Source organism: Micromonospora sp. NPDC002411 (assembly GCF_053592955.1).
On sequence record NZ_JBSFBM010000225.1, the window covers coordinates 1 to 11,328 of the forward strand.

Below are 11,328 nucleotides of genomic sequence, written 5' to 3' on the forward strand. Positions count from 1 at the left end.
CAGTTAGCGATCACCGCCACGCCGTGACCTCACCCGACCGACCCCCACTTACGCCCCGCCGCGGCCCGCGCGTTGGTCGAGGCGTTCCAAGCCGGTGTACGCCGAGCCGAGGCGACAGGCGTCAGGTCCAGCGTGGCCGACCCGGGCGCGACAGTCGACCTGCCGAGCACACCGGGAGGCGCCGGCCCGACGGTGGCAGACAACGCTGGCCCGTCGGACGGCGCTCCGGGTCGACCCCGGCTGAGCCGACGGGTGCCGGGGGCGAACCTCACCGTCGTCCCGGCGTGCCAACCGGCCAGTACGCACCTCGGTGACCCGGCCGAGGTCCGGAACCTCATCAGCGAGTTCGAGGCGGGCGTTGCCCGCGCTCTGCGCGAAGTCAGCCCAGACCACCGGAACGAAGAAGGATCATCACGGTGACCAGCCCCTTCCTGCACGACAATGTCGAGCACCAGAGCCAGCCCGCCGCCAGTGGGGACCTCAGCCCGGAGGCCCGCACGTTCAACTGGCTGCTTGATTCCTTCACTTCCAGCACAGCCGGGGTCCTGGAGGCGATCGCGGTCTCCTCGGACGGCCTGCTGATGGCCATGTCGGCGATCAAGGACCGGTCCAACGCGGAACGGTTGGCGGCTGTCGTGTCCGGGATGACCAGCCTGGCCGGTGGGGCAGCCAGCTGGTACGCGCTCGGCGGTCTGAACCGGGTGATCGTCGACATGGCCGACGGTTACCTGCTGATCAGCGCGATCAGCAGCGGTTCCGTGCTCGGGGTGGTCGCCGACCGGTCGGCGAACCTGGGCACCGTCGCATACGAGATGACGCTCTTCGCCGGGCGGGCCGGCGGTGCCCTGACCCCGCGTCTGATCGTCGAGTTGAAGAACGCCGTCCAGCAGTGACCCCGGAGGTCGCCGGCGAGGACGCGGACCCGGACCCCAGGGTCCGGATCCGCCCGTACCTGCGCACGCCGCCTCCTGCGGGGGACGGCGCGGCGGCACCGGCGCTGCCCGAGCCGGAGCTGGGCGGTGGCGGGCCGGCAGGTCCGCGTCCGTTCGTGCTCACCTCCGGGCGGGTGGCCGGTGCCGACCCGGCGATCGGGCTGGAGACCCAGGTGACCGTCCGGATGGACAGCGGCTGGTGGTCCGGCCCGCCGGACGCGGTGATGGCACCGGAGATCCAGGCGATCATCGCGCTCTGCGCCGAGCCGATCTCGGTGGCCGAGATCTCGGCCCGGACCCGGTTGCACTTCGGTGTGACGCGGGTCCTGGTCGGTGACCTACGGGCGTCCGGGCACCTGGACGTGCACGTCTCCGACACCGACGACGCCCTCGATCCCAATCTCATCCTGCGAGTGATTGATGGACTCCGTGCGATCTCCTGAATGGCCGGTCGCCCCGCTGGGCGGGGCCTCCGCGAACAGCGCCGCCGCCCGGTACGGCATGTCACCGGGAACCGGGCCGATAGTCGGGCGCGCCGGTCCGCCTCCGAGCGCCCCACCGCCGCCGTACCAGCCCTCGTCGGGTGCGCTGCCGACGCCGCCGGTCGGTAAGCCGGCCGCGCCGCCGATCCCGGTCAAGATCCTGGTCGCCGGGGGCTTCGGGGTGGGCAAGACCACCACGGTCGGCGCGATCTCCGAGATCGCACCCCTCACCACCGAGGCTGAGATGACCACCGCCGGGATCGGCGTGGACGACCCGGGTGCCCGGTCGACCAAGACGACCACCACCGTGGCGATGGATTTCGGTTGTGTGACCATCGACCGCAGTCTCAAGCTCTACCTGTTCGGCACGCCGGGGCAGTCCCGGTTCGGCTTCATGTGGGACGACCTCGCGCGGGGGGCGCTGGGCGCGCTGGTGGTGGTGGACAGCTCCCGGCTGGACGACTGCTTCCCGGCGATCGACTTCTTCGAGCGGGCCGGGCTGCCGTTCGTGGTCGGGGTCAACGCCTTCGACGGGCGCCTGGCCTTGGAGCTCGGCGAGATCCGTTGGGCGCTGGCCATCGGCGACCATGTGCCGCTGGTGCAGTTCGACGCCCGGGACCGGCTGTCGGTGCGGGACGCTCTGCTGGTCGTCCTGGACCGTGCGCTGGACCGGGCAACGCGGGACCGGAGGGCCTGAGCCGACCGGCTCCGGCCGTGGCGGGAAGGAGTGATGTGGTGAGGGGTGACCTCGACGAGACGCTGGCGCGACTGGCCCGGCGCGAGGAGGCGCAACGCCGACGGGTCAACGACCAGGACGACACCACACCGCCGTCGGGTCAGCCGGTTCTCGGGCGCGGCAACGCCCGGCCGGGCCGGCACGACCCCCGCCACGCGGGGGCCGACCCCTCGGGCGACACGGCCGGGTGGGGTCCGGTCGAGGAGGTGGCCGAGGCGGTACGCCAGGTCGTCGGTGCCCACCCGGGGCTGGCGGTCACCGTGCACGTGGAGCACGACGGGCGGACGTACCCGTTGCGGGTGTCCTGGGACGGGTCGGACCTCACTGTCGGTCCGGTGCCCGCGGCGGCCCCGATGGAACCTCCACCGACGTGGCCGCTGTCCGGCCGGACGGTGCCCGCCTGGGCTCCCGGACCGGTCGGCTTGACCCCGGACCCGGCGGCCCGGTTGGCCGAGTTGATCCGGCGGGACCCGTCGTTGTTGGACGAGTTGGATCCGCGGCGCTGACCGGCGGAGGTGGCTGACGACAGCTACGGTCGGGCGGTGGCGCAACCCGACCTGACCTTGACGGCGAGCCTACGGCCGGCCGCGCTGGACGCCCGACGGGGCATCGTACGGCTGCACCCGGAGGCGATGACCGCGCTGGGCCTACGTCCCGGCGACCCGGTCCGTCTCGCCGGCCGCCGGGAGACGGCCGGGATCGTGGCGGCGGCTGCTCCGGGCGCGAGCAGCGCCCTCCTGTACGCCGACGACCTGGTCCTGGGCAACCTGGGCCTGCGCGACGGCGGTCAGGTGCGGGTCAGCCCGGTGCCGCTGACCCCGGCGGGTCGGGTCGTCCTGGCCGGTCCGGTGGGGGTGGTGGCGGCGGTGAGCCCGGAGATGCTCCGGCTCGCCCTGCTGGGCAAGGTGCTCACCGCCGGTGACGACGTGTCGCTGTTGCCGCAGGACGTGCTGCCGGACGCGTCGGTGCGCGGCCTGGTCGAGGCGGCTCGTCGCAGCCTCGCCAACACCGTCGGTTTCGCCTGGACCAGCACCCTGCTCACAGTGGTCGCGGTCGAGCCGGCCGCCGGCGCTCTGGTCACCATGAACACGGCGGTCGCCTGGGAGCATGGCGCGGCCACGCACGGGCCCGGCCCGGTCGACACCGCGCCGCCCGAGCCGCGCGGCACGACCGACACGGCCCCGGCCGACGACGCCCCGGACGTGGACGAGCTACCCGGGCTGCGGGCCCAGGCCGAGGAGCTGACCGAACTGCTCGACCTCGGTTTCCACCACCGGGAGGTACTGGGCCGGCTGGGCACCACCATCTCCCTGGGGGTGCTGCTCGTCGGCCCGGCGGGCTCCGGGAAGTCGGCGCTGGTCCGGGCTGTCGCCGCCCGGGTCGGTGCCCGCGTCCACGCGATCTGGGCACCGGAGGTGGCCGCGCTGGCCAACCAGGCCGCCGCCGACCGACTGCGCGCCGCGGCGACAGCGGCCCGCGCGGGCGGTCCTGCTGTGCTGCTGGTCAGCGACGTCGAGGCGCTCGCACCGGCGGACGAGCCCGGCCCGGTGGCGACGGTGTTCCGCCAGGTGCTCGCGGAAAGCGTCCGAGCCGGCGTCGCAGTGGTCTGCGCCACCAGCCGACCGGAGGCGGTCGACAGCGCGCTGCGCGCGCCGGACCTGTTGTCGCTGCGGATCAACGTCCCGCTCCCCGACCAGGCGCTACGCCGCGAACAGCTCACCGTGCTGACCCGGCAGGTGCCACTGGCCGACGACGTCCGGCTGGACGAGGTGGCCGGGCGGACCCCCGGGTTCGTCGCAGCGGACCTGGCCGCGCTGGTCCGGGAGGCCGGCGTACGCGCGGCACTGCGGCAGAAGTCCGCCGAGACGCCGACGGTGTCGATGGCCGACTTCACCGCCGCCCTGGAGGTGGTCCGGCCGACCACGATGGCGGCGTCCACCCTGGACCTGGCGTCGGTGACCCTCGACGACGTGGGTGGCCTGGACGAGGTCAAGCAGACACTCACCGAGTCGGTGTTGTGGCCGTTGACCTACCCGGACACCTTCGCCCGGCTCGGGGTCCAACCGCCGCGTGGCGTGCTGCTCTACGGGCCACCTGGCTGCGGCAAGACGTACCTGGTCACGGCCCTGGCCGGGTCGGGGCGGGCCAACGTGCTGTCGGTGAAGGGCGCGGAACTGCTCTCCAAGTGGGTCGGCGAGAGCGAGCGCGCGGTCCGGGAACTGTTCCGCCGGGCCCGGGAGGCGGCCCCCACCCTGATCTTCCTGGACGAGGTGGACGCGCTTGCCCCGGTACGCGGTCAGGCCACCGACGGGGGCACCACAGACCGGGTGGTCGCCGCGCTGCTCACCGAACTGGACGGGGTGGAGACGCTACGCAACGTGGTGGTGGTCGGCGCGACGAACCGGCCAGACCTGGTCGACCCGGCGCTGCTGCGACCGGGCCGGTTGGAGCGGCTGGTCTACGTGCCGCCGCCGGACGGGCCGGCCCGCGCGGAGATCCTGCGGGCCGCGTCCCGCCAGGTGCCGCTGGCCCCGGACGTGGACCTGTCGACCCTCGGCGACGAGTTGACCGGCTTCTCCGCCGCCGACTGCGCCGCGCTGGTGCGGGAGGCGGCGCTGGCCGCCATGCGTGAGTCGCTCGCCGCCGCAACGGTCACCGCCGCGCACGTGGCGACCGCGCGAGCACGGGTACGCCCGTCGCTGGACCCGGCCCAGGTGGCCTGGCTGGCCGCGTACGCCGCTGATCGGGAGTGAGCAGACCAGCACAACCTTTCGTCGCGCCCCAGACGTCCGTAGAACGTCATGCTCCTGAGTGGAGTCGTCCACTCCGACGTCAGGCGGTGCTCCTTGCACAGGCTCTTCTCCCTTCTCGTCGTCCCGCTGCTGGCGGCGGCGACAGTGTCCACGGTCGGCGCACCGGCGGCCGCCCACCCGTCGAAGCCGTTCCCGGCCCGGATCGCCCTGCCCGACGGGTTCACCCCCGAGGGGTTGACCATCGGCCACGGCACGACCGTCTACGTGGGATCCGTTCTCGACGGCGCGGTGTGGCGGGGTGACCTCCGCACTGGGCGCGGCTCGGTGCTGATCCCCGGCACACCGGGTAAACCCAAGGCGGGCCTCGAACTCGACCGGCGGGGCCGGCTCTGGACCGCCGACTTCTACACCGGCGGGGCCAGCGTGTACGACCCGCGCACTGGTACCCGGCTGGCCCACTACCAGTTCAACGACGGGTCGAGCACCCTGGTCAACGACCTGGTGATCACCGAACGGGCGGTCTACTTCACCGACTCCGTACGCCCGGTGCTGTACGTGGTGCCGCTGGGCCCGGGCGGTCGGCTGCCGGCTCCCACCGCCTTCCAGGTGCTGCCACTCACCGGTCCCGGGGCGACGCCGGACGCGTTCAACAACGGGATCGTGGCGCTGCCGAACGGAGATCTGCTGGTCGCACAGATGCTGACCGGGCAACTGGTACGCGTCGACCCCCGTACCGGCGGCAGCGGTCTCTTCGACCTCGGCGGCTACTCGGTGGACCGGGCCGACGGGCTGGTGCTGCGGGGGCGCACCCTGCACGTGATCCGCAACCTGTCCAACGTCATCGCCGTGGTCCGGCTGAACGGCGCGTACACCGCCGGGGTGGTGCAGCGGGAGATCACCGGGCCGCAGCTGCGGTCACCGGCCACCGGCGACCTGCTCGGCTCGGCGTTGTACGTGGTGAACGGCCGCTTCGACGTGGAGTCGACGCCGAGCACCGACTACGACATCGTCCGCGTACCTGCCTGACCCCTGACGGTCGGCGGTGGCCTGCCCGGTCGCCGCCGACCGGACGGCGTCAGAGCGCGGGTGGCGTCGAATCCAGGCAGATCTCGGCGCGCACCTTCCCGCCCTGCTCATGCAGTTTCGCGCCACATTTTTCGAGGACGGCGACAGCGCCTACGTTGTCCGGAGTCGTCTCCGCTACCACGATCCGCATGCCCGCTCGGGCGGCGGCGTTCAACAGCTCCCGCAGGGCGGCCGCGCCGATCCCCTGTCCGCGCGCCGAGCGACCGAGCCACATCCCCGTCTCGACCGTGTCGGGCTCGTCACAGTGCGTCATCCGCACCATGCCCACCACCTCGCCGCCGGCGAGGATCGCGTACATCTGCGAGCGGGTCGGGCCGTCCAGACCTCCGAAGCTCGCCCGATGGAACTCCCGAAACGCCTCGCGGCGGGCGAGCGACCAACCGGCGGGGGCTTCGACCGGCGGCATGACATCGCCGGGCTCCGCCTCGGCAGCCGCTACGGAGAGCAACGGCTCCAGGTTCCCCTCGTCCACCGGCTCCAGCCGGACCGCACCCGCCACGTGCCGCAGTCTGCCGCCCCCATCGGCCGAAGTCCACCCCAATGGCGATGCACTGGCGGTCCGGCTACCGGTCCCGGCCGGTCGGGCGGCCTGGGTGTTGCTCATCACGCTCTGTCGTCACCCGTTGGTGGTCAGGCGGTCGGCTCGAACTCGCAGAACACCACCGAGGCGTCGTCGGTCGCCTTGTGCCGGCGCAACCGATCACTGTGGTCGCGCTCGGCGGCCCGGACCCGGTCGATCAACCCGCCCGGCCCGTCCACGCTCAGCAGGTCCAGCAGACCGGGCCAGTCGGTCAACCCGAACTGCTCCACGGCGCTGGACGCGCCGTCGCTGAGCAGAGCCGCCCGGCGGAGCGCCGTCGGACCGTGCCGGGGCAGGGTCCCGGTCACCGCGTGGAAGGCCGCGTCGGGGTCGGCCGCCGCGACCCAGTAGCCGTGGGTGCGGTTCATCCGCTCCCGCTGGACGCTCACCGCGTGCCGGAACCGGGTGGCCGGGTCCGCCGCCCCGCCCGGCAGCACGGCGACCGTCTCCCGCAACTCCGCCATCGCCGCGTCCAGCCGGTTGTCGGTCACCACGCTCACCTGACCGCCGCAGTCCAGGACCAGTGGGCTGTCGCAGAGCACCAGGTAGTCGACCTGGTCACCGCAGTCGCGCAGGAGGCAGACCGTGCTGGACGGGGTGCCGGGATGGTCGAGGTCGCACTGCTCGCCGTGGTCGGCGCGTACCGCGAGGATGGCGGCGGCCAGGTTACTGGTCAGACGGGCCGCCGGGCGGACCGCCTCCGCCACGGCGATCCGGGCGGCCAGGTGCCGCACGTACCACTCCGGCCCGTGCACGCAGCCGGTGTCGAAGCCCTCCGGCACTGTCGCGCCGTCGAGGACACCGACCAGCGGGCCGATCCGGAAGACCAGATCCTCGTTGACCGGTCGGCCCGGGGCCGGCGCGGACGCGGATCGCACCCGCATCGTCGACGCCGGCCCCGGCACGCCGATCGGGTCAGCGCTGCCGGAGGTCGTCGGCGGCCGCATGCGCCTCTCCCTGCACCTGGCCGGCGGCCGAACGGCCCTGGTCGCGTACCGCGGACATGCCCTGCTGGGCGCTGGAGCGCACCGACTGTGCCGCCTGCTGCGCCGGCTCGCGCATGTTGTCCTGCATCTGGCGCCCGACCTGGCTCGCCTGCTGGCGAAGCTCGTCGGAGTGCTCACTGACCAGGCCGCGGGCCCGTCCGGCGAGTTGCCGCTCCCGCCCGCTCGGCGGAATCAGCGAGGCAGCCAGCAGACCGACGCCGAAGGCGACCATACCTGCGGCAAGCGGGTTGCCCTGTGCCTGCTCACGGGACTGCTGCCCGAGCGACCGGGTCTCGTCGCGTACCGCTCCGGCCGCGTGCGACATCCGTTGGTTGGCTTCCTGACCCAGATGGTTGGAGTTGCCCATCATCTTCTCCTTCGCTCGGGTGAGCGCGCCACGAGCCTGCCCGACGCTGTCACCGGCGATCCGACGCGGGTTGACCTTGTCGGCCAGGGCGTCGACGTCACTGCTCAACTCGTTGCGGGTGGTCTCGATCTCCCGCCGGATCCGATCCGGATCACTGGACATGATCTGTTCCCTCCCGACTGGTTCAGCGGCCCCGCAGAGCGTCCGGCAACTCCCGGGCGGTCTGCTTCGTCCGGGGCAGAACGGCACGTGCCCGCTTCAGCTGGGTCCGGGCGTTGAGGAAGAGGCCACCGGCGACGGCGGCCCAGATGATCGCGACGATCAGCGCCGCCCATCCCTGGTCCATCACGTTGGACAGCCCCCACCACACGGCGTACGAGACGAACAGCACGGCCAGGAACCCGGCCACCCCCGCACCGCCGAACATCCCGCCGGCCTTGCCCGCCTGGCTGACCTCCTCGCGCAGCTCGGCCTTGGCCAGCTCGACCTCCTTGCGCACCAGAGTGGACATGTCCCGCGTCACGTCACCGAGGAGTTCACCGACCGACGCCTGGGTGCGTTCCTTCTCCGGGGCGCTCACGGTGCGACCCCGCCGGGCAGGTCCGACTCGGGACGACCGGCCGGCGAGACGTTCCGCGCCCGCGCCGTCCCGACGTACGGCTGCTGACCGGTATCCGCCGGTGCGCCCTGCGGTGCCGGCTGCGCGCCGCCCGAACTCCCGTTTCCACCGTCGCCGGAGGCGGGCGCGGTCAGACCACGGGTGAGCCGCCCGACGAGTAGTCCGGCGACAGCCGCGCCCGCCAGGAACGTCCCCGGGTGGCGACGTGCGTACGTGCGTACCTCGTCGAGGACCTCGCCGGGTTCGCGTTCGTCGAGCCACCCGGCGGCCTGCTGGGCGGCGTCGGCCGCCTTGCGTACCACCTGACCGGCCAGCCCGGAGTCGCCGTCCCGCTCGGCCATCGAACCGAGGTTCTGGCCCAGGTCGCGAAGTCCTTCGGCGGCCCGTCGCTGTTGCGTCTGCGCCTGATCTCGAAGCTGCCCACCGGCCTGGCCGGTCAACTGCTGGGCCTGTCGTCGCGCCTCAGCGGCCACCTGCCCGCCCTGTTCGGCGGCGCTGTGGGCGACCTGACCGCCCGCCTGGGTAGCCTGGTGGCCTACTCGGGAAGCCTCCTGCCGGGCCTGCTGCGCACGCCCGCTCTGATTCGTTGCCGTCATGCTCCGCTCCCCCCTGGGTGCTCGGTCGCCTGGCGACCCCGGAACGTCTGCCGCCTACCCGCCTGGCCAGCCGGCATGCGAGGTGCCGACTGGCCGGGACGGGAAGGCCGGCAGTGGGGGCGTCACCGGGAGGAACCGCCTAACCCGACCGGCAGGGACACAGCGGGAGGTAGTGCGCCAGTCAGCGGCGGCGGTTGCGGGCCCGGGACGAACGCAGCCGACGGAGTCGACCGACCAGCACCGGGTCGGCGGCGAGCGCGGCAGGGTTGTCCAGCAGCCCGTTGAGCAGTTGGTAGTAGCGGGTCGAGGAAACTCCGAACGTGTCCCGGACGGCCTGCTCCTTGGCCCCGGCGTGCCGCCACCACTGCTGCTCGAAGGCGAGGATGGCCCGCTCCCGCTCGGTCAACAGGGCCGCCGGGTCGACAGGCTGGACGGGCGCTGGTTCGTCGGTCGGCTCGGCCGGCTGCGCCGGCTCGTCGGCGGTCTCGATGGGCGGCGCCGGCCGGGGAGTCGGAACGGTCGGCCCGACGCCACCCGGACGAGCGTCGGCGGACGACTCTGGGGTGGTGGCGTCGGCGGACATTCGCTCAGCCTAGCCAGCGAGCACCCCTGTCGCAGCAGCCGGCGCGGCGGTGCCCGAACGCACGGAGGCCCCCGGCGTGTGCCGGGGGCCTCCGTAGCCGGTATCTCAGGAGATGTCGCGGCGACGCATCGCCCAGAGCGCAGCCCCGAGGATCACCACCAAGCCGACCGAGAACAGGACGGACGACTGCTGCCACGTGATGTCCAGCGTGGCGGGTTTGCACTCCCCGTAGAAGGTCGCGTTGCAGGAGTTCCAGTCCTGCAACGTCACCGTCTTCGTCATCCAGGCCAGCGCGTACGTGGGCAGCAGCCAGGCCTCGGCGAACTTCACGTTCGCCATCGCCAGCAGGATGCCCAGGCCGAACTGGCCGACCACCATCACCGCCACCACACCGCCGAGGGCCATCGCGGTGTGCCGACCCAGCGAGGCGAGGGCGAAGCCGATGGTGGTCAGCACCAGCACCAGCGCCACACCGCGTACCCCGGTCAGGATGGCCGACTGCATGACGCCGGAGGTCACCTTCTCGGTGCTGCCCCGGAAGGTGGCCACCGCCCAGAAACCGGCGAACCACAGCACCGCGGCGGGCAGCGTCACGGCCAGGATGCCGGTGAGCAGCGCGGCCAGCTTGGTGAGGAGTACGGTGAGCCGCTTCGGCCGCCAGAGCAGCAGGTTCATCATGCCGCCGGTGCTCCACTCGGCGCCGACGAAGGACGCGCCGATCACGAACCCGACGAGCGCGAGGATCGCCGCGAACGGAATCAGCGTCTCGTCGAACGTCTCCCGGAAGTTGAACGTCGACGGCAGGAACCACTCCGCCTTGATCTCCTCCCGGGGCGGCGGCGTGATCACCGAGCAGTCGGGGGGGTAGCGGCCGTCGGTCGCCGTGCCGGCCGTCTTGGCCTGCTCGCAGGCAACGCGCTCCTGCTCGCTCCAGCGCACCTGCTCCTGGTACTGCTGGTCGGCCTGACGCTCGGCCCGGGCGAGCTGCCCGGCGTCGATCTTCTGGTTGGTGAAGAACACACCGACCACCACCGCGGCCAGCACCACCAGACCGAGCAGCGTCATGTAGCGGGTGAAACGCCGCTTGGCGAGCCGGCGCAGCTCCGTACGATAGAGGCTCACGCGCCCCACCCTCCCCCGGCGGCGCCGGGCTGACCCGTCCCGCCGACCTTCATGGACTCGTCGACCTGCCGGTGCTGACCGGGTACCGGCGCGGTGGCGGTCAGTTCGAGGAAGACGCTCTCCAGATCGACGGCGATCGGCGCCAACTCGCTGACGTAGAGGTTCTGCTCGGCGAGCAGCCGCGTCACCGAGGCCGGCTTGTCGACGCCGGCCAGCATCAGGTGGTCGGGGTGCCCGGTGACCCGGATCCCGGCCTTGGTGAGCGCCTCGGTGGCCACCGGCAGGTCGCTGACCGCCTCCAACCGGATCCGGACCGCACCTGACGAGTGCTGTGCGAGCACCTCGTCGACCGGGCCGAACGCGACCCGCCGACCCAGCGAGATGATGGTGACCGAGTCACAGATCAGCTGGATCTCACCGAGGATGTGGCTGGACAGCACCACTGTCATCCCCGATTCGGCGAGGTTGCGCATCAACGTGCGCATC

At 72.6% G+C, this 11,328-nt stretch carries 13 protein-coding genes and 1 pseudogene; 6 read left to right on the forward strand and 8 right to left on the reverse strand.

All coding sequences use genetic code 11. The features are described from left to right. Nucleotides 1-416: 416 nt before the first annotated feature. The 6 genes from ACWCO3_RS23790 (at nt 417) to ACWCO3_RS23815 (ending at nt 5,929) form a co-directional block, all read left to right on the forward strand. Complete coding sequence (locus ACWCO3_RS23790) at nt 417-893, forward strand: roadblock/LC7 domain-containing protein (protein WP_197699335.1); 477 nt, start codon at nt 417-419, stop codon at nt 891-893. After that, entirely contained in the window at nt 890-1,375 is a 486-nt protein-coding gene (locus ACWCO3_RS23795; RefSeq protein WP_145778686.1) for a DUF742 domain-containing protein, read from the forward strand. Before ACWCO3_RS23790 ends, ACWCO3_RS23795 begins: the two co-directional genes overlap by 4 nt. Then, on the forward strand, nt 1,353-2,111 hold the full coding sequence (locus ACWCO3_RS23800; RefSeq protein ID WP_208744917.1) for a GTP-binding protein: 759 nt from the start codon (nt 1,353-1,355) through the stop codon (nt 2,109-2,111). The genes ACWCO3_RS23795 and ACWCO3_RS23800 overlap by 23 nt, the downstream gene beginning before the upstream one ends. 38 nt (nt 2,112-2,149) lie before the next feature. After that, entirely contained in the window at nt 2,150-2,656 is a 507-nt protein-coding gene (locus tag ACWCO3_RS23805) for a hypothetical protein (RefSeq protein WP_450012105.1), read from the forward strand. Nucleotides 2,657-2,692: 36 nt separating this feature from the next. After that, a complete protein-coding gene (locus ACWCO3_RS23810) occupies nt 2,693-4,903 on the forward strand; it encodes an AAA family ATPase (protein ID WP_145778684.1) in 2,211 nt (736 codons plus the stop codon). A gap of 93 nt (nt 4,904-4,996) precedes the next feature. Then, a complete protein-coding gene (locus ACWCO3_RS23815) occupies nt 4,997-5,929 on the forward strand; it encodes an NHL repeat-containing protein (protein ID WP_145778683.1) in 933 nt (310 codons plus the stop codon). Between the two features lie 49 nt (nt 5,930-5,978). On the opposite strand, the gene ACWCO3_RS23820 is transcribed toward ACWCO3_RS23815, so the two are convergent. From ACWCO3_RS23820 to ACWCO3_RS23855, 8 genes and pseudogenes are all read right to left on the reverse strand, one after another. Next, a complete protein-coding gene (locus ACWCO3_RS23820) occupies nt 5,979-6,488 on the reverse strand; it encodes a GNAT family N-acetyltransferase (protein WP_145778682.1) in 510 nt (169 codons plus the stop codon). Between the two features lie 131 nt (nt 6,489-6,619). Beyond that, complete coding sequence (locus ACWCO3_RS23825; protein ID WP_145778681.1) at nt 6,620-7,516, reverse strand: hypothetical protein; 897 nt, start codon at nt 7,514-7,516, stop codon at nt 6,620-6,622. Beyond that, entirely contained in the window at nt 7,485-8,084 is a 600-nt protein-coding gene (locus ACWCO3_RS23830; RefSeq protein ID WP_145778680.1) for a DUF3618 domain-containing protein, read from the reverse strand. The genes ACWCO3_RS23825 and ACWCO3_RS23830 overlap by 32 nt, the downstream gene beginning before the upstream one ends. 22 nt (nt 8,085-8,106) lie before the next feature. Then, complete coding sequence (locus ACWCO3_RS23835) at nt 8,107-8,502, reverse strand: phage holin family protein (protein WP_358052251.1); 396 nt, start codon at nt 8,500-8,502, stop codon at nt 8,107-8,109. After that, nucleotides 8,499-9,137, reverse strand: coding sequence for a hypothetical protein (locus ACWCO3_RS23840; protein ID WP_358163419.1), 639 nt, complete (start codon nt 9,135-9,137; stop codon nt 8,499-8,501). The genes ACWCO3_RS23835 and ACWCO3_RS23840 overlap by 4 nt, the downstream gene beginning before the upstream one ends. Before the next feature lie 181 nt (nt 9,138-9,318). Beyond that, complete coding sequence (locus tag ACWCO3_RS23845; protein ID WP_145778677.1) at nt 9,319-9,720, reverse strand: DUF3263 domain-containing protein; 402 nt, start codon at nt 9,718-9,720, stop codon at nt 9,319-9,321. A gap of 105 nt (nt 9,721-9,825) precedes the next feature. Then, nucleotides 9,826-10,842 (reverse strand): ABC transporter permease subunit, encoded by a 1,017-nt coding sequence (locus ACWCO3_RS23850; protein WP_357834550.1) that lies wholly within the window; start codon nt 10,840-10,842, stop codon nt 9,826-9,828. Continuing rightward, nucleotides 10,839-11,328, reverse strand: a pseudogene (locus ACWCO3_RS23855) (ABC transporter ATP-binding protein); the annotation flags it as partial. The pseudogene ACWCO3_RS23855 and the gene ACWCO3_RS23850, both read right to left, overlap by 4 nt.

Bases quoted from the DNA above. Each gene is read 5' to 3' on its own strand.
- ACWCO3_RS23845 (WP_145778677.1), bottom strand. From the start codon at position 9,720: ATGTCCGCCGACGCCACCACCCCAGAGTCGTCCGCCGACGCTCGTCCG.
- ACWCO3_RS23840 (WP_358163419.1), bottom strand. From the start codon at position 9,137: ATGACGGCAACGAATCAGAGCGGGCGTGCGCAGCAGGCCCGGCAGGAG.
- ACWCO3_RS23825 (WP_145778681.1), bottom strand. From the start codon at position 7,516: ATGCGGCCGCCGACGACCTCCGGCAGCGCTGACCCGATCGGCGTGCCG.
- ACWCO3_RS23830 (WP_145778680.1), bottom strand. From the start codon at position 8,084: ATGTCCAGTGATCCGGATCGGATCCGGCGGGAGATCGAGACCACCCGC.
- ACWCO3_RS23800 (WP_208744917.1), top strand. From the start codon at position 1,353: ATGGACTCCGTGCGATCTCCTGAATGGCCGGTCGCCCCGCTGGGCGGG.